Genomic DNA, 25,863 nt, shown 5'->3' with positions numbered 1-25,863 from the left:
TCTAGTTTATTTTTTTGGAGCGATGTGCCAATCGGAAAACAAATTCCCGGAAATAGTGATCGTGTCTTGCATCTGTAAGGTTAGCATGCCATCAGGAGTCCAGGCATCAAGGACGCGGGTAATCGGTGTGTAGGGACCATCGGGAAACCAGATAGGAGTGAAATGGACGCGACTATTATACGTAGAAAACTCATTAGGCTTCAACCAGAAGCTGGCACTATAACTCCGATCCTTTAGATCATGGAGACGCCAGTAGTTCTGATAATTATACTCTGGGAAATAAGTAACAGCATGCTGCGCTCCTGTAATATGATTACTAGGCGCATTGGAGGATAATGTCGTAGTGGTATTAATCTCTAGCCCATAGCCGGATTTCATGCTTTGTGAAGAATCAACAGGAGCTTTGGAATCGAGGGCAACAGTATGCTGAGCAAGTAGAGAAGCGGTATAACCGGTACGGGTATAATCCCACCAACCGTTGTCCTTCCAATATCCGTAATCCGTCCAATATCCACCGCCTTTCCCGTCTCCGATCCACTGCCAATTTGAAATCCATACCCAATATTCATGCCAGTCGGCGGACCAGATACCCCATGAGGTGGCTGTTTTGGCTGAGTAAGCGGGAATGTCAAGGAGATGAAAGGAAGAATTTCGGTCCGTTGCTTTCGGATCAGGAGGCGGGTTTTGATCTAAATCCATAATGGAAGCTGTGATCTGGTTTTCACTTAACCACCCGTCAGAGGCTGTAATTTGGATTTTTACGTTTTGAGGTTTGCCGGGAGTGCGCCATTTTACCCACACGATTTGGCTGTCTCCGTCCGGGATGACAATATTGGTTACCGAATAGCTGCTGCCCATTATAGAGAACGTGACGCGGGCTGGAGATTTTGGAGTGATTGCACTGCCAGTAGAGAGCCGAACTGAAGTAATGACATCCGTATTGGTACGGTACTGTACGTTGCTCTGGCTGGGAGGAGATGTAGTTGGAGCATCTCTAAAACGCACAATTCCTAAACCGAGGGAGCGGATAATTTGGTCGTCATTAACACGGTTAGTCGTCGAGCCATTCCAAGCTGTAAAGCCCAAATCAGGAGTTTCGAGAAATAAAGAAAGAGGTAGGTTTTGATGGGTAAGACTGACCATTTTGGAGCGCAAGCCACCGTTGAGTATTTGATTGTACAGGGCTGCTTCATGAGCCGTGATGGCCATCTTGGTGCCCTCAAATGTGATGTAGGCAATGGGTTCAAGAAGAAGTTTGTAATTACCGTTAGTCAAAGTGTCAAAATTAACATGACTGGCTTCTGCAATGTATCGAACAACCAGTTCATCGGTAAAATAGCTTTTTATTTCTTCAATACTGGTTTGCCCCCGATCTGATTTAATAATAAAGGGCAGTGCTTTTTGAGGTTGGACATAGGAGTAGATGCCAGTGTTGGGGGTCAAACGTGTTCCCTGTTTGTACTGTAGTTTGTTGATTTTTCCAAAGTGTAGGATGGTGCTGGAAGGTGTTCGATTTGTAAAATCAATGGGAGAAGTGACTGCTGTTTGATCGCTATCACGAATGATAGTAACACGCACACCTTCATCATGGGTGTTCCAGAAATTTTTGTTACTGCCATTGCCCATGCCCCCGCCACCATGATCAATGTTACCTTCTCCGTCACCGTCGGCAAAACTTGAATAAGGAAGGATGAGTAAGAGGGCAACAATGATGAGGAGTAAAGTGGTGAATTTTCTCAAAGGAAATCCTCCTCCAAAATGAAAAAAAACGTAGCAATTTTGCTACGCTTTTTAACAGGTTTTAAGTTTAGTCCATAGTGCCGACCTTATTGCCGGTCAGCTCATCACCTTCCTCGCCGACAGTCGTTCCTTGTCTCCCTCCTCCTTGATCTTCTACCCATCCGAAACCAGGAATATAGATTTGCCCCTTGTTATTCTTGTCTCCAGCTTCAGGTTTAGCCGCGGTATCCTTGTTAGGTGTTGTTTCTTTTTCCTCATAGCTGGGTGGTTTATCTGGAGATTGTGGCTTATCTGTTTTCTTAGGCTTCGGCTTTGGTGGTGCTGTTGGCTTTGATGTTGAGGGAGCTTTAGTTATAAAAACTTCAACTTGTTTTTTTTCTACATCTGGTTGAAGAACAGGGGTATCTGTTACATCCGTTTCTGTCGTTGACTCAATAACGGGCGCTTCTGTAACCTTAGGAACCGGAGTTAGGGGGGAAACAGAAGGAGAAGGACTAAGAGAAGCAGAAGGAGTAACATCAGGCACTATAACTAAAGAGGCCGTTGAATTGGAAAAAGGGGAGACGATAGGAAGAGTTTCAATATCAGCAGGTTTTTCACTTGATAGACTAAACAACCAGACGCTAATTACAGCCAGAAGAGCAATGCAGCCTGTACCGATCCAGGCTTTGCGTTTCATGGATTCTCAGCTCCTTTTACAGTGAAAATGGATAAATGTATAAATGTATTATACTGTATAAAAATGTAAAATAAAAGTCGGACCTTGATCCTGATTTTTAGCCTGAAATTCTGAATGAAGAGGGTTCGCATAAGTTCTCTTAAAATTTGGGACGGTACGCAGCTTTCATCTCTAAATTAGCTTGCATAGGCGGCAGATGCCCCCAGCCGAATGATAAAGGAACGGTAAGATGGATTTGCGCTTCGGCTGTAAAGGATTGAAAGTCGGGAAACAGCGGGGCAAATGGCGTATTAATGACATTCACTTGAAGATCAGAAATGCTGTATTCAATTATTTGATTAGACTTTCGAACATAACGGTTTCTCTCTTGAGTTAATCCCAAGTCCTGGCTGATACGGCGATACACATCGCCCGTTGTCCACGATTCTTTCCATTGATTTCCGGAACGGACAAAGCCGCCAGAATAGCTTTGTCGAAGTCCTGAATAGACATTGCTGTAATTCTCCGTAGCCACTGAAATCACGGCGCTCTGAACGGCATCCCGTACATGGGAAGCAATGATGCTAAGCCGCAAATACTCATAAATGACACATGAAATCATCAGCACAGCAAGCACGGCCGCTACAGTCAAGGGGAATCCGTTACCGGAGCGTTCCTTCCAAAACTTCATTTCCAGTACACCTCGCTTTTCCCCGAAGCCTTAGCCGTTAATTCAATCGGGAATGAACCGAAATCTCCGAATAAACCAATATTGACGTTAGTTCGCAAGGTGACGGTTACTTCTTGGTTAATGGGGATTTGCCCCGTCTTACTCCAAGAGATTAAAGGATGAAGTCCCGTTTTGGCCTGTAGCTCGGCTGCCCTTAACGTGGTTTCTTGGCCCACCCGTCCAAATACTTCTGCCTCCCGAGCCAGTTCATTTGCATAGGTATCCAATTGATGCTTGGTCACAAATACCGGCACAACCTTTACGACCAAAGCTACACAGAGCATCACGGCCATTACAAAAACGACGACATCTATATAGCCCTCGCCGCGATTATTGGTGAGGCATTTCATAGTCTGTCTCCTTTCCCCTTGGAATGAAAAACTCAAAAAAGGTTGCCCATCGCTTTCATGATCTCCATGCCTAAAATCACCATGTACATGAGCATAAAGCAGGTTAGCATCCAAAAGGAGTACTTACGGATTTTGCCAGGACGTTTCATCGCCATCAGCTTTAGACGTTGAATTTCTAGTAATTTGAAATCATGTGCAAGCATATCAAAATACACAATGCCTTGGTCGCCGCGCATGACAGCCAATAAACCGCGGACGACATCGGATACCATGGTACTGCTTAGACGGGACTCCAAACGTAAAAGGGCGGTTTCTTGATTGCCGCTTTTCATATCGGCAGTGGTCATTTGCAGTTCATGTTGCAGGCTGTCCTCTGTATTTTTGGTATACATGTCGAGAATGCGCAACACATCACGTGAGGATTTTAATTCTTGAGCAATCGTAGCGACAAAGCGGGGTAATTCGACTTCAATCTGTTCCCGCTTCTTGCGGACGATTTCATCGGCTTGTCTGGTTTCTTTAAAAAAGACAGCAATGGCTAGAAAAACAAACAACGGAAAGAGAAGCGGCAGAATAGGGAGCATCACCAGTCCGCCGCAAAAAATTAGCCCGGTCTTAACTATGGCCCCTGCCAGATAGGCTTCCGGTGTAAGCTTCATTCCCGCAGAACGCAAGGTGGCGGCGGTCTTCCGTTTGTAATAGTCGCCAAGTGGCAATCGAATCGCCAGCCAAGCCGATAGACGGAATATCAAGGCTTGTAGTATGGAATCTTTAGATTTTCCTATCTTCGTTACATAAAGGATGGCGCGGGTTGAAGCAAGGGTCGGCAGTTTAAGCCAAGCGGCGATTAGAAAATAGGCTCCCATTGTAAAGAATAGATAAAAACCGATGAGGATACCGGTCATTTTGGATCTTCCCTCCATTAACGCTCCCATTCTTCGCCCACCGATGGCTCCAGCATAAGCTGCGGATACAAAGAGGTAGCGAGATTAGGGGAACTCATTTCTTGGATAACGCGATAATTGGGTTTGGATTCAGCAACTTTGGGCATCTGTCCAAGGCTGGCAAGCGAGGCAAAACTTGTGCTGCCAATAATGATATGATCGAGCACTTGAATATGAAGAGGGTCAAAAATGGACACCATGTTGCGGGTAAGCTGAATATCCTCCGAAGACGGTGTGGGAATACCGCTGGGGTGATTGTGGGCTAAAATAATGGAAGAGCAATCGCAATTCAAAGCCGCTTTAAGGATATGTCGGGGATAGATTGGGGCTTCGCTCACACTGCCCTCCGAGATCACCCGTGTTTCAATAATCCGGTTCTTACGATCAAGAAAGGCTACCATAAATCGTTCCCGGTCCTTAACTCCCATTAAATGAGCAGAAAAATAGTTGCTGGCCGATTCTGGGCTGGATATGATTTGCTTCGCATGTTCTTCCTCCCATTGCAGAAAGCGGTGAGAGCGAAGAAAAGCGTTAAGCAGTTCCACCTTACGCAATTGCGCGCTGGTGAGTTCCAAGGCATGGGGATGCTCCAAGGCGTTTAGAAGGTTGTTATATGTGCCGTACTCTTGCAGCTTCTGAAGCGGGATGCCTGTCAGACGATGAAGAGAGTCTATATAGCCGGCAATGAGTTGTTCATCTAATGGGTTGGAGGCCATGAACCAGGCTCCCTTCGGAGATTCACGAGTTCGCGGACCGTCAGTAATTGATGCCGAAGCTCATCCGAGATGGGCCACTCGTTCAATCGGTCCCAAAAGAGAACTGTTCCGTGTTCTTGAAGAAAGTGGGTAATTTGCTGATTTTCCTCCGAAGTCATCTCCAGCAGTTCCCCTAACCAAAAAGTCGTTTCAACTATCGACATGGTACTCCTCCTTCATCGTTTATACTCCAGCGGCCGTGTCAGCCGGATAACCGCTGCAAACGCGGCAAACAGGGCGATACCGCAGAAGGCGAGTACCATTTTCCCCGGTATGCTGGTCGTCAAAGCATGAAACCAATCTCGGTTCAAGAAATAAAGCAGCGGGATATTGCCCAGCATAAGTACCGCCATCGTGATGACTTCCTTTAAAGGCTCATAGAGCAGGTAGTCGAGCTCTGCGGATACAACCCGCATATCGGATAACTTGGCGACAATCGGCATGAGTGTTGTTTTCAAGGTTCGATCATCCTGACAGGCAATCAAGGCATCGCACCACTCCTGAAACACACTGTCGTTAATGCGGCCCTTTAGCTGCTGGAGGGCTAAACGCAAATTGGCATGAATGAGCTTGGACTCGGCCAGAAAAGCTTGAAACACATCGGCAACAGGGGGATTCAAATAGGTTACATTTTCTTCAACCGCAGCCAGTATATTTTCACTGCGCAGATAAGAGGTAGTAATGATGGAGAGGGCAGTTTCCAATTCGCTGTGCAGCCGCTTCTTATAAAAAGTGGAGGTAAACAGCACGAACCAGAACGGGCTGAGTGTGAAGCCTGCGGCCAATACTGGCACCAGCCAGATATTGTGGAGTGCGAAGCCGAGAATGGCCCCGAGGAGGGCGAGAACCAAGGAACAGACCATCATCAATCCCAGCTTATTGCTCTGCCCGGTTTGCTGCAGAATGGCTTTTGATTCCTGAATGGATGCGCGCCAGCCCTTCATTTTTTTGGGGTTCTGCACAGCCCGAATCCGTTTCCCCAGAGGTAGCTCGCGAGTAGGCAAATAGGTGTGGAGATGCACCAGTTCCGACCATAACTTTCTTGGGGAGATATTTAGCAGAAGTAAGCTTCCAGCCGATAAGCCGATAAAGGAGAGCATAAAGAGTACGGTCATTTTGCACCGCCTTCCAAGATCATGGCAAGCCGGGATACCGGCATCCCATTTTCCAGAAGCCGTTTTTGCAACTCAGGGGAAATGTCCTGAATTTTTTCATAATCACCATCCACGACGATATTTCCGTCTACCTCTCGCATGGCATGTACCGCATACTGGTACAAAGGAATAATTTCACGCTGCCCACTGGCAAGAATGCGGCATTCGGTAATCTCCATAATGCGCCGTGAATTGTCCTCCAGCTTCTTGACAAACAAAATCAATGGAAACGCTTCGGTTACCAAGTTGTACAGGGTGGCATCGTTCATTTCATACTTCTTAGTACAGAGCGTAACCATCCGATAGTACGTGGAAAAGCAGGAGTTGGCATGAGTTGTCGTAATGACAGTATGACCTGTACGCGCCGCTTCCTGAGCGGCAAATGCTTCGGCAGACTTCATTTCGCCCACGCAGATTACATCTGGATTAGCGGTCAGAGCGAACTCAAGCAATCGCTCTTGGTCAATATGCTGGCGGGGATCTTCGTTGGAACGGGTAACGGTGTGCACCACATTGTTTATAACTTCTCCTGCCTCGTTTTGGACGACCAGATCAAACTCCCGTGTTTCATTTTCAATGGTGAAAATTCGTTTATCATAGGGAACCGTCGATAGCAGCCAACTCATCAGCGTGGTTTTTCCGCTGCCAGTTGCGCCAGTCACACACATGGACAAGCCATATCTCAGACAAAGACTGAGGAAATCCAGCATGTCCGCCGTCGCCGTACCATTGCGGACAAAGTCCTCCCGCACCAGCTTTTGCGGATTGACAATTCGTATGGACGCGGCAACGCCTTTATCCTTATCGGTGATGGGTGGGCCAAATACGGTAATGCGGATATTGTGCGCTAGATGCCCGCGAACGATAGGTTGAGAGTAATCCAAAATCATGCCGGACTGATGCAACAGCCTGCGGATAACATCAATGGCATGCTCCGGTGAAGCAAATTGTTCTTCAGCGGGAACAATGCGGCCATCCGTGTAGCTGATTTTGACATCGTTATAGCCATTGATGTTGATTTCTTCAACATCTCTTGAATACAGATAGTGAGTCAAAAAAGAATACTCTACCATTTCGGTATACAGGCGGTTGACCAAATCGTCAAAGGAAAGCCCCGGCACATGGAGACGGTGATCGGTGAGATATTGGCTCATGTAGGAGATGAGCTGCTGCTTTTGCTCCTCCGGCTTTTGGCTTAAGAGGGTTGCATATTTGCTGGAAAGATAGCTCTGCACCTCTTGTAGCACTGCGGCAAAGGTTTTGGATTCCGTGGAGAAGAAATGAGCGGCATGATTCATTTGGGATCACCTCGGTGAGTGGGAGAGAATCGGTGCAGCAACTGTTTAAAGAAGGAATTGGATGTGACAGGAGCAGCTTTTTCTTTTGGGGAAAAAGTGGGCTGATGTTCGGGCAGAAGCTGCTCCATCAAAGCCTGAATACCTTGCTGATAGGCAATGGCTGTGTGGCCTGAACATTCCTCCAGCAATTGGGCTGTCGCCGCCTGCTGCTCAACCTGGTTCAGATACGGAAGTGTAAGCTGTATACCGCCAAATACTTGGCTGTATTCGTGGCTGTCCTGTTCCGGCTTCACCTTGGATAATAGGGGGAGGAGGTCAGCTCGGCGGAAACGGGCATCTGCTAACAGTGGAAGGTAGGAAGCAAAGAACATCAAGCTCTTCAAGTCACAGCTGTGCATACGAACGATTTTGTCGGCCATTTCCAAAGCGACGGTGGACAGCAAATCGACAGACAAAAAGCTGGAGCAGTCTACCAGGACTACATCGGCTACATGACGCGCAAGCGTCAGCAGGTCTACCACACGATCACGGTTATAGGTTGCATAACTGAAGGAGGTATCTCCTTTTTTGTATCCTAGAAGCGCGATATAGGGAGAGACATCCAACGGCAAAGCGTAATGTAAGATATCCTCTTGGTTCAAGCTAGGCAAGCTGAGTAATTCGCCCAGTGATGAATGGTTGGCGATGCCTTTTGGGGCAATTGTGGCAGCGGAGGGGCAGAGCGCATCACTGCATAGCAAAAGCACGCTCTGCTTCCGGTTGGCGAAAGCTTGGGCCAGCTTTACTGCGGTCACCGTCTTCCCGCTGCTGGGACTTCCCCATACAGCAATAAGGCTCTTGTTACTCATGGACACGTTCCTCCTTTGGAGCAGACACTTCAGCAAAATATGCATCCTGCTTATCAATGAAGGTTATCGCCGTAGCTGGATCTCCCCGGTAGACGAGAGCAGCGTGCAGTTTGCTTTTGTTTTCCAAATCAGCTAAAAGTTTGGATTGCTGTGGCATTACGAGAAGCGTCAAAGTGGAAGGCAGTTCTTGTTCATCGGTGTCATCAGAGGATTCCGCAATTTGTTTGGCTTCTAAACCGCTGCTGGTGGTTGTCGCCAGCACTTCTACATAATGCAGCTCCGGCGGTGAGGTTGTCGTTCGCATTTCTCCATAATCGGAAGCAATTAAGCTGACGATATCACCGGCCTGCAGCTTGCCGGATAAGCCAGCAGCAAGGCTTTTAATGGTAACGGAAATGGCTTGCTTGGTTCCATCCAACCGGCTCAAATATGCATCCAGCGGCACCGGAGATAATTTAGCCGGCAGCAGATAATCGCCCTGCTTCATATCGACAGCAGCATATTGGCTGATCACGCTGTCTAAGGAAGTAAGAATAGCAGGTGGCAGATTATAGGCTCCCACGCGAACCTCCTCCACATCGTCCTTAGTGATGAAGGCTCCCTTGGTTACATCTTGGGATAAACGAACAATGGTCGTTTGCTCACTACTTGCACGATTCAAGAGTGGGGCGATGCCTAGCGTCAGGATCAATGATAGTAAAATGCAAGCCATACCTACCGTCGTTCGTTTGCGGAAAAAGGCTTTCAAAATTTTGACCTCCTATAATTGGAATGAGTCTGCAATACGGAATAATACGTATGCCAAACTACCGCCTGCAGACAAGAAAGGAGCAAGCGGCAACGAAGTGTGTTTGGCGACATGGAATCCAGAGTGAATGCCGATACCAGCTGCGAATAACAGAACTAGTGTTAAGCCCAGAATACTTTGCAGCGTGCCGTAAAAAGGGCCGAGCACACATCCGCAGGCTGCCATGAGCTTGATGTCACCGCCGCCTATTTTCCCTCCAGAGAACAAGGCTGCAAAGAAATAAGGGAGACCGGCACACAAAAACCCCGTGATGGATAGCAAAGGAGAAAAGCGAATCAAGCCGACTAGAACAATAGCCAAGGGGATGTAATCCGGAATCTGCCGTGTTCGGATATCGCATATACTGGCACACAGTAAAAGGGAAAACAGAACCAGCGCTTCTAGCAGAGCGCCAATCATGAAGAGAGTCCATCCCACTCCGGCAAGGCGCGATAGGGATAGCGCTTTTGACTTCTTTGAAACTGAATCATAAAACGCAGCTGATCCAGCACAGATAGGTTATGTCGGTCCTTGGTCGTCATCATGACAGAAGCGGCTACACCGCTGAGGAAGGTGACAACAGCAACGGGAACACTGCCGTTCAATAGCCAAAAGAGAAGTGCGAGGAGAGTGGCTCCAATGGAGCCGATAATGGTTTGTCCCAACTGCTGCTTGCCAAAGCCAGGAAACCACTCGCTCTGGGCTTTGATACCCATCGGAATATACAAGGTTTGCGGTTCTATATTCAAGGGGGGCTCCTTTCCTGGAGAAAAATAAGCGAAAGTAGAAGAAACAAATGACCCTGCGGATGTATACGCAAAGTCATTTGTTTTGTGGAATGGACGGGAGTTACCGATAATAAAACAAAATGATTTCCTTCACCTGCCAGATGCTTTCGGCCAGCAAATAAAAGATCACCACATTTCGGGCACGCTTTTTGTATTTTGTTGCCTCTTCGTCTGCACCAGATAGACGAACCATGGAGTAGATGAGACGAAATACGCAACCTACGCGAATCAGCAAAATACAGGCTTGAGCTAATTCTTCCAGAGTGGTCATAGGTTAGCCTGCCTTGCCCAGTTTGCGAGCCATGCCAATGAGTTTGATACTATGGTAGACATTATTCACCGCACCGCCTCCAACCCCTGTGGTGATGAGGAAATCGGAGAGGAAGCGTGGGGTGCGGATAGCGAGCATCATGCAGGCCATGCCCCAGAACACATGGTTTTGTAGCATCAGTCCTACACCAAGTTTGGCGAGTGCGATCTGAATCACAACGGCGAGCATCGATTGGGTGAACTTTTGGGCATACGCTCTAAATACGCCTTTATCATTGTCCAAAAGCCCTGCACAGGCAAGAGGAATGCCCACACGCAGAATGAACATTTCCAGGCCGCGCATTAGAAACTGAAAATATAAAATAAAGAAGCAGACAATAAAGATAAGGCCAAATACAGCGGTGACCAATCCGGCGGATTCCAGCGCATTAATCCACATCTGCCAGTTGTAATCGGTGGATTGGCCGATCACGCCCAGCAGTTGATTCGTCAAGTCCTCAACCATGCTGCCAAGCCAGGTGTAGAGGGTCGGGAAACAGATGGCAACAGCCATGGCCCGAAAAAAGTTGGTCAGCAGAAATAAGGGCTCCTCATCTGGATCGCCGTCTGTCCAGAGCACGTAGATTTCAAAGCCTTTCTTAAGGAATTTGAGAATCATCAAAGCGACTCCAAAGGAAAACACAATATCGTATAAACTTTCAAGCAAGTTGGTTCCGGTGGTCAGCGTCATATATTTTTCTGCATAGAGTGAGATCGGAATGATTTCCTTGAGTAGATTGTCGATGTACACCAAGGAACCGTTTAACAAGGCAATAATGAGCAGAAGTAAAATTTTCTCCAATTGAAGTCTCCTTTCTGCAAGGAACGGCGGCAATGCCGCTCCTTGCTGAAGGTCATTCCCTATTAGCCCTTGTAATTAAACATTTCTTTGATGCGTTGCGTAAGCGTAGGCAGAATTGTGCCGTTAAAGAGCAAATATAAGCCAGCCAACAGTAAAGCACCGATAACAATAGATATCAAAATTTTCACGGCGGTATCGACAAAGCCTTCGCCGCGGCGGTTGCAAAGTGTGTGCTTTGTCTTAACCATGGTGAGGATGCTTTTTTCCTTTACTGTCTTCAACACTTTTTTCATGGATCATGACCTCCAAAATGTAATGTGTCGCGGGATGGAAGCAAAAAAGCTTGCCCACTGGACAAGCCCCAATTACTTGTAGTATCCGATAATGATGTTCAGTGTAGCGGAGCCCAGCACCGCGCCAATACAAGACACGATGGCAACAATAATGCGGTTGTTCCACTTTTTGGTGTCCATTTCGTCGGCGGCAGAACGTCGAATGCAAAAGTAAATAATAAGCAAACCCGCGACAACGGGAGCTAAAATCATCAGCCAAGTAGTGACGTCCCCAATCAACTTTTCGGTACCGGTGACCAGCTTGCTGCCTTTAATATCTCCTGCGGCAGAAGCAGAGGAAGGCAAGGCGAACAGCCAGAGAGCAGCCAATGCGCCCATAATCTTGTGTCTAACATATAGCGTCACTTTTACTCGTCGGCGGAAGGTGGCATAAAGCCGCCGGAGGAGGCTGCCGCTTGCTGGCGTTGTTCGGCCAGTTGCCGGGCAATGTCTTTTTGGTAGTAAATCCAGATGTTCCACAGTTTCACCTCCTCTCTCGTATCCGTTCGAATAGGGCGGCGCAGTTCCCGTTCCTCGCGGACACGCCGGTTATGCTCCTTATCTCCAAGACCCATCATGCGGTTAAAAGCCCATTCACCCAGGTCCGGCGAGAACATCATGGCCGGATGCGAACGGGAAAGAACGATTTGATAGGGGCGGGAGACACGCCGCACCTCATCCACCGTGAGCAGCTTGCGCTCCAGCAGGTTCAAGCTGTGCGAGGTGCTGGGTGTGGAGTATTTACCATGAGAGGCGGAAAGCTGATAGCTGGAAGTGGTATAGGTGCCCAACTTCTCGCTGATTTCCCGGAGCGTTTCCAAGTCGTCCGCCTGCAGGTAAATCCAAGTTTGGCAGTTACTTTTGATTGTGCTTGCAGCATGGTCGTCATACTTCTCCTTGAGCTGTTCAAAGCTTTGCAGGAAGAGATTGAAGCGCATGCCGCGTCCGCCGCCCACCGTCAGCTTGTTGGTAAAGTCGGCAATGGGTGTAAAATTACCGAATTCGTCCAATATGAAGTTAACCCGTTGCTCCAGCCGCCCGCCGCGTGCATCGGCTTGAACGGTCAGCAATTCATACAGCTGCGATACCATTAGAGAGGCTACCGGATAAAAGGTGGTCTTTTCGTCGGGCAAAATAATAAAGAGCGCCTGTTTCTTCCGGCCAAGGTCAGCCAGGGAAAAGTCGCTCTTATGGGTAATGGCATAAATGGATTTGGAGGTAAACAACCGGAGTGTCGTAAGCGCAGAAGTGTAGAAGCTGCCTTTGGTTCGAGACGGGGCAATATCTGAAATGCTAAGTAAGGCGCGGGCTGGATGATGCTGCGGCAAACGTTTGATGTATTCCTGCATCGGTGTCTTATTGCCGATCTGCTTATTCATCTCAGCTAGAAACCAATACACATTTGTCATGTTCTGATACTCCGGGCGCTTCAAATTGTCCCAGACAACACTAAGGATGGAAGCTGCAATGACCGACATTTCACCGTTGGTCCAGATTTTTTCTCCTTGCGATTTCCCTACCAATACTTGTGTCATATCCCAGGCAAGCATCTCCGCCTGTTCTTGATTGCCTGCAAAGGTGGCATCAATGACGGGTTGAAGGAGATTGTAATGATGGCTTTTTTCTGGATGGCGAAAGTCGAGTGTTAGGACTTCATATCCCAACTTTTCCAGTAACACATGACTGTAATGAAATAATTCCGCTTTCGGGTCGCTGATTACCATAGATTCACCAGCTAACCCCAGCAGACCGATTGATTGGAGTACAATCGTGCGGGACTTACCGCTACGGGTGGCACCGATGCAAAGGGAATGGACATCGTCGCCAATATAGTAGAGCCGTTCTTGGTTACGTTCTTGGTGCATCCCTAGCACAATACCGCCCACTTTAAACCCGAGTGAATCCTTCTGCTGGCAAGTAGAATCAAATACTCTGGTTGCTTTGGGAATATCCTTAGGATGGGTTAGGTTCATCACTGGAAGGCCCCTTGTCTTTTGGGTTGAGGAAATCCAGATCATCATAACCGGTCTGGATGAGACGCTGCAGGAGTGGATGCGAGAGGTTGAGGAACTGAGTGTCAAAGGCAAGAGACAGTTCTTCTTCCCGGAGCCAGCGGGCGGAACCATGCTGATGTTGCCCAACGGGAACCGGCGTTTCAATACCGGGTGCAACCGTCTTTAGCTTGCTTTGATAGGGTTGGCTATTGGCCAGGAAAAACAATACAGCCAGCAGCAAAATAATCCCTTGCAAGCATAGGAACAGCATGAAGTGAGCTTTATGATTGGAAAGACTGAAAAAACTCTGTTTAAGCGAAGGGAAGGACAGAGACTTTGTTGTGCCGGACAGGACACCGTGTAAAGCGGTAGTGAAAAATAAATTAAATATCCCACCAATACCAAACAGTAATGCCGCCAATAGCAGCTTTTGCTTGGTTTTCACCACTCCATTTCCTCATTGGCCGGCTCGAAAAAATCTTCAGGAGCTTCTCTCGCTTGCAAAGGGGTAGGTATCTCTTGTTGCATATAAATAGCTGATTCATTGGGCAGTGGAAGCTCGTGATTAGCCGCAAGGTCTAACTGCCGCTGTAAAAACAATGACTTGGGGGCGGGCAGGTCATGGATGTGGCTCCATTCCTCGGTATGCAAATTATGCATACCCACATATTCGGGGTGATCATCACATAGGGTGTGGAGCAGGCTTGCTTCATCTATAACTTGGGCAAGCATTGCAGGATGTGAGGCGGATAACTCATACACGGGTATGGCGCAATCAGTCAGCGGATACAACAGGTACTCCCCTTGACCAGAGGAGCCATGAACGGCCATTTCAGATAGTACCTGTTCGCCAATCGTTTGATGCACCGCCAACATCGGCTGCTCATCCCGATTAACGAAATAAATGCCGTTACATAAAGCTTCAAGGTTGGATAAGGAGTTCCATCTTGTATCTTCTGGCGGTGAAAAGTCACCGAAATACTCTGGCACAAAATACTTGCCCTCCATGGCGAGTTTTTCGGGATGACTGGCGAATTCGCTAAGCTCGGGGTGAGCAATTGCCCCTTGTTGAGCCAGCTCATAGGCGGGGGCCAGACTCTTCACATCGTCAAAGTAAATATGTTCTCCGTGTCTTTCTCCCAGTTCCAGCGCCTCTTTACTAAGTGCTTCCTTGGCGTAATCGGCATCAAGGACGATGCCATTACTCTGCTCCGCTTGAATCGCGTACACATGTAATCCAATCTCGATGCAGGTCAATATGGTACCCCAAATGGAGACTTCCGGTTGTGGCAAAACAATCACTTCCTTCTATAAAAATGGATGGCTTGGTTACCGGGAATGATCAACTAATCCCAGCAGTTCGGGGTTGCCGTCATAGTCGTGAGCAAACTCTGCATCATAGTCCAACTGAATCTCCCGATCTTTTAAGGCAGGGAGAAAGTCCTCCAGCTTTTCTATCAGGATCTGCACCTGTTCAAACTGCTCCATCGACTTGTCGTTAGGCGTGATGAGGAATTTGACCATTTCATCATGGATGAGCACGAGCTCAGACTCACTGAATAATTTCCGCCCATCCACCAGTCCACTACGGACAGCGAAGTTTTCCAAGGCTTCATCCTTGTTATAAAAATATTGTCGCTGTACAGGTAGTTGGTTGTCCGGGGCCAGCTTATAGGTGGAAAAGACATATTCAAACAGCGGATGGTGCTTGCAAGCGAGAATCACATCACCGTACTCACTGAGCTTATAGACGCCGTTTGCAATTTTGGTGTCTTTGTCCGTATAGGGTTTTTCGGTGCAAATTCCAAGCTGGAGCGCGGTTTTTCGGGCCTGATCCTGGATGGTACTCATCAGGCGATCAGGAACAGTTACGAATGGATTGCGTTCGATGCTGTCTGAACGGGTATAGAAGGCGACGAGTTGATCTTTTAGGTATAAGTCGGCCAAATAGTCTGCAGAGGTAGAACGGCGCACTTCGACCCCATGTTCTGCCAAGGCAGCAAAATAAGCTTTATAAAATTCTGCTTTGCTTTTCATGGTCAGTCACTCCCAAGCTACAAACTGTGAAACGTTTATCGTTCCTGCTCTCCATAGGCTTCCTTTTCAGCTTCCAATAAAAGCTGTTCAATCGGAGCAAGGATAGACTCAATCTGAAGAAGGATTCGATCCAAGGAGATCCGTTCTTCTACTTCCATATTTAGATCTTGAGCGCCTTGGTAGAGAAGAGCTTTACGAATAACGGACAGTTGGTGAGGTGCCAGGATAGTTGATTCTTTTGCCAGACCACTGCGAGTTATAAAATCCTCTTTGGCATTCTCATATTTATTCCGGTGAAAATAATGACCCAATGCCAATCCCGTTCGCTCGGCATTGGTCTCCCAGGTGACAAAGCGAAATTGTCCCTCGCCATCATATCGTGCTGCTAGTATATGCCGATTAAATTCTATGAGCTTTCGGTACTCGCTGACCGAGGGGATGGTCATAGGAGATGCTTCCTGATAGGCTCGTTCCATTTCCCATACCTTCGCTACAATGGGAGCTACTTGAATGGTACGTTCATTAGAACTATCAGGAGGATAGGCTATGAATCCATTCTCATCAATATACGCTATGGAATCATCCTGATAAGAAACAATACAAGCATCATCGGGATAGTACTTTGTATCTAAGGTAAGTCCTATTTCTGCCAACTGATAACGCAGCACTTCAAGCAAACGGTCACTTGTCTTCATTTGGTTTCTCCTTTTGAATTTCGGATGAGGATGTTAATGTGGGTTTAATAGGTATGGATTTGCGTTGAGGTTGAAGGGGAGGACGCGGAGTTTCACGCATCAATTGCTCAAAGGCTTGAAGTTTGCCATTGGTAAAAAGCATAGGATTCTTCCTTTCTACTTGAAGTTGAAATGAAAATGTTCAATAAGGAGAGTTATCTACAGGTTGTCAACAGGCTTATCCCCAAGATATGGGGATAAGTGAACAATGAAAAAAACACGCTCTTTAAGCGTGTGTAATCTGACCATGACTATCTTTCCATGCCTTTATCCTTATGGCGAAGCAGCCACTCCTTTATAGCTTGTTTGGATAAATCCCCTCCCAGTATTTTTGCTTTGTCGTCATAGTCGAGTTGGGCCTCCATAAATAGACTTTCCATTCGACTCAGCAATTCCAGCAGCAGTTGCTCGGCCATGGCATATTGACGATGAGTTTTCCAGATGCTGATATCTGCTTCCTTTTCCAGCTTGATGATGGTTCGAATGCTAGTAAGGATGCGATTGGCGATTCGTTTTTCCGCTTCCTCTTGGTATTTTCTGCGTTGCTTTTTCAGGTTATCTGGGTCGGAGGTGTATAGCTGGGCCAGCTGCAGCTTTGCTTCCACATAATCCTCGACCATTTGAGAAAGGTAGTGATTTTTTTGTAGTAGATCCTGGACGACTTCATCTACCGCGATCTTGGCCTCCGCCGGCAACAGCTTGTAGGCGAGCCTTCCTGTTTTCGGCATCTGCTTTCGCAGTTGAAATAATTGTCGGGCCAATTCCTTTACCGCCTCGGGCTCAACCAAGTGATGTTTTGGAAAACGTAATAGGGAGTCTTCATCTTCATTTTGAAAGCGGCTCTGGAAGGCTTTAAATGTTTTTGGATTCAGTTGTTTCAGGTAGGCTTCAAATTCTTCGATCATTTGGTCCGTAACTTCGGTTATACCCGATTTGAACTGATCCCGCTCTGCACAGAATTCTTTGATTTTATAGGCAAAGGTATCTTTAATGAGCTGTTTACGGATGCGATTGGGGATTTCGGGATGGGTAAAGTTTCTCATGATGGTTTGCGACTTATCCCAATAAACAATGTGAAGATGGGGGTGATCCTTTTCGTTGTGGAATGCAGCAGCCCAACAGAGGTCTTCAGTCTTGATGCGGTTGTGGGCAGCGAGAGTGGCCATCTGTTGTTCAATGTATTCCTGCCAATCTGCAAAGCTAGTTAGACCAAGCTCCTGTGCTGTTTCGGTACGAAAAGAGATTACACTTCGATACATATTCTTGCCTTCTTTGGAAATCTGCCTGGCCATACGAGCAACTTCCTGCCAAGAATCAAACGCTTGGAGCTGACCGGGTTGCAGCTTGCCGAATAAACCATGAGGCGTGTTTTCATGCCGGACGGCTCCGGGACGTGTAGCGATATAACCGATATGGACGTAATTACTGACAGCCGTTTTCGGATGGTTGGGGTGGAAAAAGCGTTGTTTATAAATCAGGGCCGACATCGGAATTGCCTCCACGTAAGCTTTCAATGTTTTGTTCAAATGCGTCACCAGAGAGGAATAGCTTCTCGGCATCGGTTAGCTTCATCTTCATGTACTCAACAGCAAGCTGGCGGGCTTTTTTTTCAATCTCGCGGAAGGTAGTGTAACGGTTGGTATCTATAAGTTCGGTAATAATGGCGATGGTGGAGTAGTAGGAAGCGGCAGACATGATGAGATCCTTGCTGGCTAGCCCCGCCAGCCGATTACTCAGTCCGCCGATGGCAATAGTGATTTCCTGGCGGATAATCGTGGTGATAAAATCAATTTCCTCAGAGTAAGCTTCGATGGACATCCCCTTTGTAATAAAGGCGCGGACAATATCGGCCATGCTTAAATGTTTGGACGCTGCATACTTCTTAAGTGATTCATACTGCTTCTTAGGCAACTTGACGGTTATTTGAATGGTTTTTTCTGCTTGGGCCAGCGGTAGCACCTCGCTTTAGATTTTCCTACAAGTGACATTCCATTGTCGGAGGAAAACCCTCAAAAATGTCGGTGGGAGCTCTGCTCCCACGCGGTTTCCTGTGCCAAATGACATTTGGCTATTCCTGCCTTTACACCCCATCCAGAGGGTGGACCTCTCTGTCTGGGGATCGGTAGTTCTCTTATCCAATGAGAACAAAGGTAAAGGGTGATAGCACATTCACTTCCTTCAGTTCCTCGCATAACAGGAAGAACGAAATAACGAGGATGATATTTTGTAAAACAGTGGTATTTATGATGTATACTAAATATTGATGGAACAAAGTGTATTCTGACATCTGTTGTTTGGAGATGGTTAGATGACAAAAGGAAAAAAGTACGAAAAATACATTTAAGAATTTATTTAAAAATGGGGAAATCCTCTAAGCTTTTGCTCTATAAATGGGCACATTCAATGGGCGGAAGAACAGCACAAAATTGTGGGAATATCCGGTGTGGAGTAGGCGTTTGATGTTGCATTTCTAGTAAAGGACAAAGAAGAGCAGGAGCACAAGTTTTTGATTGAAGCAAAGATTTATACCACCTCAAAATTGACTCCGGGAGAAGTAGCAGAAATAGCAGGTAAAATGTCTGAAATTGATGGAGTAGCTGGAGTAATTCTTATTTCCAATAACGATTTAAGCAAAAAATCAGAAATGGTGGCTGCATATAGAGGGTATGATTGCTGGAAGATCCCTTTTAACGAAGGAGTTAGTGGTTATTTTGTTTTCAAAAAGACTTAAATCAAGTATTCGACGAAGAAAAATACGATACTCTAAATGCAATGATGGAAGAGTGCGGGTAGAAATTACGTATTCTGACGGAAGAGTTAAACTAAGTGACCTCAGTTGATTAGAGTAGCATAAATGTAGGGGGAATTTGATTGAATATTGTGAATTTGTTTTTTGACACTAATCAAATTGTTTTGCAAGAAGATATAGCATGCCAATATTCTGAAGTAGATTACATAAGTTATATGGAGAAGGTTGGCTCTAATAGAGAGCTTAGTATTTTTGATGAAAAGCTACTGACAAAAAAAGTAGATTTATTACTTGCTCAATTTAATGCTAGTGATGATATATCAATTAAAGAAAAAATAGATGAGTATGGAAAGCAAGAAGATTTAGGTTTTTTCTTAATACAATACATTACATTTAAAGAGCCGGAATATTTCATAATGAGTCTTCCTGGAAAAGAAACAATGTTTGAACGGTTATTGAGAATAAAAAATACGTGCAAGACCTTGAAAGAGTACAATTGTGGAATTGTCGCTATAAGGAAGAATAATGAAATAGAATCTTTTTTTTATTACGGGAGTAGAAAAAAAACTGGAAAAAAGGCTGGTAAAAAATTTTTTAGAAGTGTATTCGTAAATTACACAGAAGAAAAATGGCAAGCTGATAATCTACGCTATGAATTAATGACATTACCCTACTCTGATGGACCTGTATTCGAAAGGCTAGTACAACAAATTTTAAAAACTTGCTTTGCAAAAGTATACAAAGAAGGAGTGGAATTAAAGACACAAGTCACTAATTTATCCAAAACAGATCGTCGCGATATTCAGATAACGAACCGGCCCAAATGTTCTAATGATTTCTTGAATCAACTGCGTTCTAGAGATAATGTAGATATATTGCTATTTGATGCAAAGAACTACAGAGAAGAATTGGTTCAAACTGATATGACTAGATTCAAATCTTATTTGGATAATAATACTCATTTTGGTAATTTAGGGATAATTGTTACTAGAATGGGGATTACCGAAAAAGCAAAGGTTTGGAGGAACGAACAATGGCTCCATAGTAATAAGAAAATAATTGTTCTTACCGATAAGGAACTCATGAAAATGCTTCAGCTCTATGGAGAAGGCGAAGATGCAACAGTAGTCATTGAAGATAAGTACTATGAGATCATAAGTGAAATGTAGATACGCCTGGTACATCTCAGTTTTAAACCTTTGTAAAATTCAAAGATTCAGTCTTAAAATTTATTTTCTTCAGTTATCAACGACACTTTAGATTTGAATTAGATTCAGAAGTCAGCAAGTAAAAAGAACTTTACGGGTCTAGGATTGGTAAGTTGTTTCATTTTGATTACCCCAATTTTCTATTATGATTAAAAAATAAAACAACATACCTCCTCCGAGACTTGTTGATTCTATTAATTTTCACTACGAGAACTTAAAGTTCAAGGTTGTTTTCCTCTTCAATCCAGTATTTTTTCCTAGCTATAATATATCTTTGTGCATGCAAATCCTCATTGATATCTTTACCATGCGGTGATTCAACTGAGGTGGTATAACCGAGATCGGCATATTTTTCGGCAAATTTAAAGGCAGCCTGCTGCCCCCAATTGGGAGCTGGACTGCCATCTTGAAATGTGGCATTCTGGTCATTATCTAAGCAAAAGATGATCTCATTAATGTCAGGATACTGGTTAAGGAAACGCTCAAGGGCTTGATCGGATAAGCAGCCAAGTGAAATTCGGTGATCATCTCTCCAATCCCGACCTGCTAATTTGACCAGGGTGGCATGGCTCATGGCATCGATAGGGCTTTCGCAAACGTAGATTAGCTGACTCGTGCCCGCAATATGGAAGGGATAGCTTTTGTCTGAATATTCCCTGTCCTGTTTGAATGGACGTTCAGGCGAACATCCACGTAGAGAACAGTATCTTGGGTTTTGATTTTCATCATAACCAACAAAGACACAATTACCAGTTTTATTCTGCTGATATAACTTTTTTTCATGCATTAGAAAAGTTACAATTTGCAAATCGATGCCTCGAATATGAATAAGATACCATTCGACTCTTCTGAAGTTTGGTGCTTTGTCTGGAAGAGCGAGCTTTCCTCGCTCTTTGACAACATGGGAAAGAGAGTTATATTCAGGTAATTTGTTTTCTAAGAGATAGGAAACGGCTTCTTTAAAATTCATATTCCAAAACTGCATAACAAAGTCAATTGGTCCACCGTGGGTATCTGTTGAGAAATGGTAGTACTTATTGCCTTCTCGAAAAAAATAAAGACCGCCGCTCTGCTTGGCATGTAATGCGCGATGACCACCATTTTCAAGTATATAGCCGTGTGAATTGGCAAATTCGATGAGATTGACTCGATTCGCCAATTCAATTTGTTCTTTGCTAAAGTACTTCTTTGTGTCCATCAATATCTCCTCCATTTCACGATTAAATGTAAAAATGCAGCCCTTCGTATTGGCTGCATTTTTATTAGTATTTCTTTAGTTACAAGCCGCTTTTCATTGATATAAGAGTGATTAACTTTTTACTTCTAACTGGATTGGTTCCATGGTTAAAATTGAGTTTGTTATTTGTTGACGCATCGATCGTTGTTTTGAATTTTTTCTACCATTATTAAGAATCTATCAATGATTTACGGTTGGAATTAGAAGTAAGAATAATGTCTGGTTAAACTAATTAAAGAGTGTTGAGTAATTTATGGAACTTTAATAGATACTATGAAGAATATAAGAAATGTGTAATATTATGTAGAATAGTACATATGTTTGGGAGGTGAGGAGTACAATAGTGTCGAATTGCAGTGTATCGAGATGCACGGGATTATATTTCCAAATATCCCAGAGAGGAGCCTGCAATTGACAATACCAGCTTCCAATAATAATTTAGATAAAAATATTGACGAGCTTCTTCGCGGAGATGGTAGCGAATTTGATGCTTACCTATCTGAGATAGTATCAAGGGTTCCTATATCGAAAACGGGGGCTAATCTCCATTGTTATGTTATTAATCATGATGGGAATGATAATCCGAGAGTAAATGATTTGGCACAAGCAGTTGCTCTTCGAATGATAGATTATTGTATTCCAAGAAGTGAGATAGAACGTGCCAGAGAAAAGGATGCAAGATTAAAAACTACTGTCGAAACTTCGCGATTAAAGATGTTAGCACGAAAATTATTTACTGATATTAGCAATACAGGTGAAGGTGGAGAAATACTTCTATACATGCTTTCCCAAACGTTTCTACGGATTCCTCAATTTTTGTGTAAAATGCCTTTAAAAACTAGTGGACAAATGCATTATCATGGTGCTGATGGTATCCATGTTAAGTTTGATAGAAAAACTAATAAGCTTGCTCTTTACTGGGGAGAATCTAAGCTCTACTCTTCTATTGACGATGCAATGTCAGAATGTTTTAATAGTATCTCTCCTTTTCTTATAGATAGTGGGGGAGCGAATGCTGCTCAGTTTAGAGATCTACAGTTGATAACTGGTAATATTGATTTATGTGATGAAGAGCTTGAATCAGCAATGTTAAGGTATCTCGACCCTGATGATGCTTTGTTTAATAAGTTACAGTATAGAGGGATATGCATGATTGGGTTTAATGAGGATGTATACCCTACTTCTCCAAATCAAAAAACAATTGAAGATGTGATTGGAGAAGTTACTCAAAAACATAATGATTGGCTTAAAAAGCTTCAAAGAAGATTAATAAATCGAAGTCCGCTGGATTCTTATATATTAGAAGTCTTTTTAATTCCCTTTCCTTCTGTTGAAGATTTTAGAAGTGCTTTCTTGGAGGAACTAAAATATGTCTAATTCTACATTACCTGAAAAGTTGTTTTCTATTCCTGGCTTTCACAAACGCTATATGGATTTAGTTGTAAGGTCTGTAAAGAGTCAATTTTCATGCTTCCAGAAAGAAGAAAACAATATAGACTGGAACTATATGCTATTATGTGCGAGCATTCTCGCTAATTCTGAGGATGGCAAATGCTTAGACGCGGCACTACGAATAGCACAGTTTTGTTTGATAAATGAAGTCCTAGATAATCAGAAAGCTGCCGCTGCAGTAATAATGGATACCCTAACAAACTCTCCATCTATCAAACTGGCAATAGAGAGGAAGTATTTATCAGAGAATTATGAATATCAAGTCCCGAGTCCTTTATTGTTGGAGAGAATCGGGAGGGATATGAAATATTCAATTTACAATTCGAAAACTGAATCTCTACAAAAAATCAATAAATTTCAATGGTTAGTGTATCAAGGTGTTAACTCTTTCGATTGGGTGAGTATTTCAGCTCCAACTTCGGCAGGTAAATCATACATATTATTAAGAATATTAGAGGAACATTTTATAAAATCTCAATATTCGATAGCCGTATATATTGTACCTACCAGAGCATTAATTCAGCAGGTTGAATTAGATATTATAGAGGCCTTTAATAAATATGGCTTAGATAACATTACGATTAGCTCTATTCCTGCACTCAATGAGGATTGGAGAACAAAATCTCAAATTTATATATTCACCCAGGAACGTCTGTTATGGATTCTAAATGAAGAGCCTGATTTTATTCCTGACATTGTTATAACTGATGAAGCACAAAAAATAGGAGATGGATCTCGTGGAATTCTATTACAGCAAGCAATTGAGGAACTTACAAGGAGATCCACATCTACAAAATTTTTGTTTTCAAGTCCTTCTACAGAAAATCCGGAGATATTTCTTGAAGATGCACCAGAAAGTGCTTCGGCAAAACCGATACAATCAGAATATATTGCTGTAAATCAAAATCTTCTTTGGGCTTCTCAAGTACCTAGAAAGCCAAAAGAATGGTCGCTAAGTTTGTGTAATGGTGAAACAAGTTATTCACTCGGAGGCTTTAATATTGATTCAAGACCCACACACGAAAGTAAAAGACTACCTCTAGTTGCTTATGCATTAGCAGATAAAAGAGGCGGGAATTTGTTGTATGTGAACGGTGCAGCAGATGCAGAAAAAACAGCCATGCAATTATGGGATTTATTAGGTGATAAAAACAATACAAGAGATCAGGAAGTTATTGATCTAATTGAATTATCAGCTAAATCAATCAATAGCAAGTACTCTTTAAATGTAGTATTAAGTAGAGGCGTGGGATTTCATTATGGAAACATGCCGTTACTAATAAAGGCTGAAATCGAACGTTTATTTAAAAGTGGAAAGCTTGAATTCCTTGTTTGTACTTCAACATTAATAGAAGGTGTTAATTTACCCGCCAAATCAATTTTTATGAGAGGACCTAAAAAAGGAAAGGGAAGACCATTAAGTGAAATTGATTTTTGGAACCTAGCGGGTAGAGCTGGAAGGCAGGGGAAAGAGTTTCAAGGGAATGTCATTTGCATTGATCCAAACGTTGAACGTGTCTGGAATGATCCTCCACCTACTTCGCGAAAAAAGTATAATATAAGCAGAACAGTAGATGAAATTATCGAACACAATAGTGAGCATTTATTAAAATACATCGAGGAGCTAACCCCGCGTGTAAAAGCAAACGCAGCTCAAGAATACGAGTATGCATTTACATATTTTCTAGCAGAGTATATGAGAAGAGGCTCTTTCGATCATTTGGAAGGCAAATATGATTCGATTTTTTTATCTACGCTTAGTGGTATGAGTGAAGAGGTTCTACAAAAAGTGGAATTGCCTGAGAGTATTCTGTTAAAAAATCCAGGTATCAGCCCATATGCACAACAAGACTTATTTCAATACTTTAAAAGCTATGATGATGATCTATCTGATTTAATACCATCTCTTCCTGAAGATGAGGATGCTCTTGATAATTATTGTGCTTTAATAGATAGAATTAGTAAATACTTATCGGGAGATGTTCCAGAGTTAACTTACGCTCATGCTTTACTTGTTCTAAATTGGCTTCGCGGCTGGAGCCTTTCAAGAATAATTGATAGAAACTGGAGGTATTGGAATAATAAAATTGGGAAAACTAAGAAACTTGACGCAGTGATTCGTGATACGATGAGGGACCTTGAAGAGTATGCAAGATTTAAATTTCTAAAGTATTCTTCATGTTACAATGATATCTTGCAATTTTATCTTGAAAGTATCAACCAAGCTAAATTGGCAGAGGAAGTTCCGCAATTAAAGCTGTGGCTCGAATTCGGGGCTTCACAAAAAACGCAGATTTCTCTCATGGCATTGGGAATGTCAAGAACATCTGCAGTAATGATATCTGAATATATAACAAGTGATTCTTTTGAACCAGAAGACTGTCTTAAATGGTTAAGGTCAATGGATGTTGAAGTTTTAGGATTTTCACCAATTGTTGTAGCAGAGATATTAAAAGTTCTAACCATTCACAATTAGGTAGATCTGGGTCCGTTGGAACTTCTTCACCTAATAATACAGGTCCAATGGGATAAACTTGACTTCCATAACAATATTAAAGAATGAATGCAACTATCTTCCTTCGAAGTTCTAACCATTCATAATTAGGTAGATCTGGGTCTATTGGAACTTCTTTACCTAATAATACAGGACCAATGGGATAAACTTGACTTCCATAACAATATTAAAGAATGAATGCAGCTATCTTCCTTCGAAGTGGCTGCATTTTTTCTTAAAATATTCGACCGTTAGATTCGCTAACTAAAGCAGATAAATAGTGAGGGCTAATGAAATGCAAAAATGGCAATAGGGTATCTTTTATGACCAACTCCTTTAAAAAATAGAGTTTTAAAAGGAATAAGAAGGAAAATGTCGAAATTAGTTCAATAGACTTATGGATATTGTAAAAATAGTTCAATTTTAGTGTTTCAAATTTATGGACATATATTATTGAGGAGGA

At 43.8% G+C, this 25,863-nt stretch carries 28 protein-coding genes; 4 read left to right on the top strand and 24 right to left on the bottom strand.

Going from position 1 to position 25,863, the window contains the following annotated elements; all coding sequences use genetic code 11:
• Positions 1-6: 6 nt before the first annotated feature.
• The 23 genes from BN3772_RS02610 to BN3772_RS02495 form a co-directional block, all read right to left on the bottom strand.
• Complete coding sequence (locus BN3772_RS02610; RefSeq protein WP_042196331.1) at positions 7-1,740, bottom strand: DUF8193 domain-containing protein; 1,734 nt, start codon at positions 1,738-1,740, stop codon at positions 7-9.
• A 67-nt stretch (positions 1,741-1,807) separates the two neighbouring features.
• Positions 1,808-2,419 (bottom strand): DUF6550 family protein, encoded by a 612-nt coding sequence (locus BN3772_RS02605; RefSeq protein ID WP_052380346.1) that lies wholly within the window; start codon positions 2,417-2,419, stop codon positions 1,808-1,810.
• 139 nt (positions 2,420-2,558) lie between these two features.
• The gene (locus tag BN3772_RS02600) at positions 2,559-3,089 is read right to left on the bottom strand and encodes a hypothetical protein (RefSeq protein ID WP_042196329.1); all 531 of its coding nucleotides are present in this window, start codon (positions 3,087-3,089) and stop codon (positions 2,559-2,561) included.
• Positions 3,086-3,478 carry a DUF4320 family protein gene (locus BN3772_RS02595; protein WP_042196327.1) on the bottom strand — a complete coding sequence of 131 codons (393 nt, stop codon included), beginning with the start codon at positions 3,476-3,478 and terminating at the stop codon, positions 3,086-3,088. Before BN3772_RS02595 ends, BN3772_RS02600 begins: the two co-directional genes overlap by 4 nt.
• A gap of 32 nt (positions 3,479-3,510) precedes the next feature.
• Positions 3,511-4,413 (bottom strand): secretion protein F, encoded by a 903-nt coding sequence (locus BN3772_RS02590; protein ID WP_244444660.1) that lies wholly within the window; start codon positions 4,411-4,413, stop codon positions 3,511-3,513.
• Positions 4,401-5,138 (bottom strand): JAB domain-containing protein, encoded by a 738-nt coding sequence (locus tag BN3772_RS02585; RefSeq protein ID WP_086074361.1) that lies wholly within the window; start codon positions 5,136-5,138, stop codon positions 4,401-4,403. The genes BN3772_RS02590 and BN3772_RS02585 overlap by 13 nt, the downstream gene beginning before the upstream one ends.
• Positions 5,139-5,353: 215 nt before the next feature.
• Positions 5,354-6,292: a hypothetical protein gene (locus BN3772_RS02575; RefSeq protein WP_042196319.1), complete on the bottom strand. Its 939-nt coding sequence runs from the start codon at positions 6,290-6,292 to the stop codon at positions 5,354-5,356.
• The gene (locus BN3772_RS02570) at positions 6,289-7,629 is read right to left on the bottom strand and encodes a CpaF/VirB11 family protein (protein ID WP_042196317.1); all 1,341 of its coding nucleotides are present in this window, start codon (positions 7,627-7,629) and stop codon (positions 6,289-6,291) included. The genes BN3772_RS02575 and BN3772_RS02570 overlap by 4 nt, the downstream gene beginning before the upstream one ends.
• A complete protein-coding gene (locus BN3772_RS02565) occupies positions 7,626-8,477 on the bottom strand; it encodes a hypothetical protein (protein ID WP_052380345.1) in 852 nt (283 codons plus the stop codon). The genes BN3772_RS02570 and BN3772_RS02565 overlap by 4 nt, the downstream gene beginning before the upstream one ends.
• Positions 8,470-9,225: a Flp pilus assembly protein CpaB gene (gene cpaB, locus BN3772_RS02560; protein ID WP_086074360.1), complete on the bottom strand. Its 756-nt coding sequence runs from the start codon at positions 9,223-9,225 to the stop codon at positions 8,470-8,472. Before cpaB ends, BN3772_RS02565 begins: the two co-directional genes overlap by 8 nt.
• 12 nt (positions 9,226-9,237) lie before the next feature.
• Positions 9,238-9,684, bottom strand: a complete 447-nt coding sequence (locus BN3772_RS02555; protein WP_042196314.1) for a prepilin peptidase — start codon at positions 9,682-9,684, stop codon at positions 9,238-9,240.
• Positions 9,681-10,013: a hypothetical protein gene (locus BN3772_RS02550; RefSeq protein ID WP_209443606.1), complete on the bottom strand. Its 333-nt coding sequence runs from the start codon at positions 10,011-10,013 to the stop codon at positions 9,681-9,683. The genes BN3772_RS02555 and BN3772_RS02550 overlap by 4 nt, the downstream gene beginning before the upstream one ends.
• 100 nt (positions 10,014-10,113) lie before the next feature.
• Positions 10,114-10,323 (bottom strand): hypothetical protein, encoded by a 210-nt coding sequence (locus tag BN3772_RS02545; protein WP_042196312.1) that lies wholly within the window; start codon positions 10,321-10,323, stop codon positions 10,114-10,116.
• Positions 10,324-10,326: 3 nt separating this feature from the next.
• A complete protein-coding gene (locus BN3772_RS02540) occupies positions 10,327-11,163 on the bottom strand; it encodes a conjugal transfer protein TrbL family protein (RefSeq protein ID WP_042196309.1) in 837 nt (278 codons plus the stop codon).
• A 62-nt stretch (positions 11,164-11,225) separates the two neighbouring features.
• The gene (locus BN3772_RS02535; RefSeq protein ID WP_042196307.1) at positions 11,226-11,456 is read right to left on the bottom strand and encodes a DUF6133 family protein; all 231 of its coding nucleotides are present in this window, start codon (positions 11,454-11,456) and stop codon (positions 11,226-11,228) included.
• A gap of 72 nt (positions 11,457-11,528) precedes the next feature.
• On the bottom strand, positions 11,529-11,834 hold the full coding sequence (locus BN3772_RS02530) for an Mbov_0395 family pilin-like conjugal transfer protein (protein ID WP_042196431.1): 306 nt from the start codon (positions 11,832-11,834) through the stop codon (positions 11,529-11,531).
• Positions 11,835-11,863: 29 nt separating this feature from the next.
• Positions 11,864-13,468, bottom strand: a complete 1,605-nt coding sequence (locus BN3772_RS02525; protein ID WP_086074358.1) for a VirD4-like conjugal transfer protein, CD1115 family — start codon at positions 13,466-13,468, stop codon at positions 11,864-11,866.
• The gene (locus BN3772_RS02520; RefSeq protein WP_042196427.1) at positions 13,449-13,934 is read right to left on the bottom strand and encodes a hypothetical protein; all 486 of its coding nucleotides are present in this window, start codon (positions 13,932-13,934) and stop codon (positions 13,449-13,451) included. The genes BN3772_RS02525 and BN3772_RS02520 overlap by 20 nt, the downstream gene beginning before the upstream one ends.
• Complete coding sequence (locus BN3772_RS02515; protein ID WP_042196305.1) at positions 13,931-14,782, bottom strand: hypothetical protein; 852 nt, start codon at positions 14,780-14,782, stop codon at positions 13,931-13,933. The genes BN3772_RS02520 and BN3772_RS02515 overlap by 4 nt, the downstream gene beginning before the upstream one ends.
• Positions 14,783-14,818: 36 nt before the next feature.
• Positions 14,819-15,526, bottom strand: coding sequence for a hypothetical protein (locus tag BN3772_RS02510; protein ID WP_042196302.1), 708 nt, complete (start codon positions 15,524-15,526; stop codon positions 14,819-14,821).
• 35 nt (positions 15,527-15,561) lie between these two features.
• Positions 15,562-16,221, bottom strand: a complete 660-nt coding sequence (locus BN3772_RS02505) for a hypothetical protein (RefSeq protein WP_042196299.1) — start codon at positions 16,219-16,221, stop codon at positions 15,562-15,564.
• A gap of 290 nt (positions 16,222-16,511) precedes the next feature.
• Positions 16,512-17,747, bottom strand: a complete 1,236-nt coding sequence (mobP3, locus tag BN3772_RS02500) for a MobP3 family relaxase (protein WP_042196296.1) — start codon at positions 17,745-17,747, stop codon at positions 16,512-16,514.
• The gene (locus BN3772_RS02495; RefSeq protein ID WP_052380344.1) at positions 17,728-18,219 is read right to left on the bottom strand and encodes a hypothetical protein; all 492 of its coding nucleotides are present in this window, start codon (positions 18,217-18,219) and stop codon (positions 17,728-17,730) included. Before BN3772_RS02495 ends, mobP3 begins: the two co-directional genes overlap by 20 nt.
• Positions 18,220-18,766: 547 nt before the next feature.
• On the opposite strand from BN3772_RS02495, the gene BN3772_RS02490 reads away from it, so the two are divergent.
• Together BN3772_RS02490 and BN3772_RS02485 are read left to right on the top strand one after the other, a co-directional pair.
• Complete coding sequence (locus BN3772_RS02490; protein ID WP_042196293.1) at positions 18,767-18,991, top strand: hypothetical protein; 225 nt, start codon at positions 18,767-18,769, stop codon at positions 18,989-18,991.
• 140 nt (positions 18,992-19,131) lie between these two features.
• Positions 19,132-20,178, top strand: coding sequence for a hypothetical protein (locus BN3772_RS02485; protein ID WP_042196290.1), 1,047 nt, complete (start codon positions 19,132-19,134; stop codon positions 20,176-20,178).
• A gap of 253 nt (positions 20,179-20,431) precedes the next feature.
• On the opposite strand, the gene BN3772_RS02480 is transcribed toward BN3772_RS02485, so the two are convergent.
• Positions 20,432-21,415, bottom strand: coding sequence for a DUF3991 and TOPRIM domain-containing protein (locus BN3772_RS02480; protein ID WP_209443605.1), 984 nt, complete (start codon positions 21,413-21,415; stop codon positions 20,432-20,434).
• A gap of 450 nt (positions 21,416-21,865) precedes the next feature.
• On the opposite strand from BN3772_RS02480, the gene BN3772_RS02475 reads away from it, so the two are divergent.
• Entirely contained in the window at positions 21,866-22,831 is a 966-nt protein-coding gene (locus tag BN3772_RS02475; protein ID WP_157643529.1) for a HamA C-terminal domain-containing protein, read from the top strand.
• Positions 22,824-25,382 (top strand): DEAD/DEAH box helicase, encoded by a 2,559-nt coding sequence (locus BN3772_RS02470; protein ID WP_042196283.1) that lies wholly within the window; start codon positions 22,824-22,826, stop codon positions 25,380-25,382. The genes BN3772_RS02475 and BN3772_RS02470 overlap by 8 nt, the downstream gene beginning before the upstream one ends.
• Positions 25,383-25,863: the final 481 nt, after the last annotated feature.

The sequence above is a fragment of the Paenibacillus camerounensis genome, from assembly GCF_000723885.1.
Taxonomy (GTDB): Bacteria; Bacillota; Bacilli; order Paenibacillales; family Paenibacillaceae; genus Paenibacillus_AQ; species Paenibacillus_AQ camerounensis.
Note: the sequence above shows the minus strand (reverse complement) of the source record. Positions and strands in the feature narration are given on the sequence as shown.

Coding starts and splice junctions, on each gene's coding strand:
- BN3772_RS02605 (WP_052380346.1), bottom strand. CDS start 2,419: ATGAAACGCAAAGCCTGGATCGGTACAGGCTGCATTGCTCTTCTGGCT.
- BN3772_RS02600 (WP_042196329.1), bottom strand. CDS start 3,089: ATGAAGTTTTGGAAGGAACGCTCCGGTAACGGATTCCCCTTGACTGTA.
- BN3772_RS02595 (WP_042196327.1), bottom strand. CDS start 3,478: ATGAAATGCCTCACCAATAATCGCGGCGAGGGCTATATAGATGTCGTC.
- BN3772_RS02590 (WP_244444660.1), bottom strand. CDS start 4,413: ATGGGAGCGTTAATGGAGGGAAGATCCAAAATGACCGGTATCCTCATC.
- BN3772_RS02585 (WP_086074361.1), bottom strand. CDS start 5,138: ATGGCCTCCAACCCATTAGATGAACAACTCATTGCCGGCTATATAGAC.
- BN3772_RS02575 (WP_042196319.1), bottom strand. CDS start 6,292: ATGACCGTACTCTTTATGCTCTCCTTTATCGGCTTATCGGCTGGAAGC.
- BN3772_RS02570 (WP_042196317.1), bottom strand. CDS start 7,629: ATGAATCATGCCGCTCATTTCTTCTCCACGGAATCCAAAACCTTTGCC.
- BN3772_RS02565 (WP_052380345.1), bottom strand. CDS start 8,477: ATGAGTAACAAGAGCCTTATTGCTGTATGGGGAAGTCCCAGCAGCGGG.
- BN3772_RS02555 (WP_042196314.1), bottom strand. CDS start 9,684: ATGATTGGCGCTCTGCTAGAAGCGCTGGTTCTGTTTTCCCTTTTACTG.
- BN3772_RS02545 (WP_042196312.1), bottom strand. CDS start 10,323: ATGACCACTCTGGAAGAATTAGCTCAAGCCTGTATTTTGCTGATTCGC.
- BN3772_RS02535 (WP_042196307.1), bottom strand. CDS start 11,456: ATGAAAAAAGTGTTGAAGACAGTAAAGGAAAAAAGCATCCTCACCATG.
- BN3772_RS02530 (WP_042196431.1), bottom strand. CDS start 11,834: ATGGGCGCATTGGCTGCTCTCTGGCTGTTCGCCTTGCCTTCCTCTGCT.
- BN3772_RS02525 (WP_086074358.1), bottom strand. CDS start 13,468: ATGAACCTAACCCATCCTAAGGATATTCCCAAAGCAACCAGAGTATTT.
- BN3772_RS02510 (WP_042196302.1), bottom strand. CDS start 15,526: ATGAAAAGCAAAGCAGAATTTTATAAAGCTTATTTTGCTGCCTTGGCA.
- BN3772_RS02505 (WP_042196299.1), bottom strand. CDS start 16,221: ATGAAGACAAGTGACCGTTTGCTTGAAGTGCTGCGTTATCAGTTGGCA.
- mobP3 (WP_042196296.1), bottom strand. CDS start 17,747: ATGTCGGCCCTGATTTATAAACAACGCTTTTTCCACCCCAACCATCCG.
- BN3772_RS02480 (WP_209443605.1), bottom strand. CDS start 21,415: ATGGACACAAAGAAGTACTTTAGCAAAGAACAAATTGAATTGGCGAAT.
- BN3772_RS02470 (WP_042196283.1), top strand. CDS start 22,824: ATGTCTAATTCTACATTACCTGAAAAGTTGTTTTCTATTCCTGGCTTT.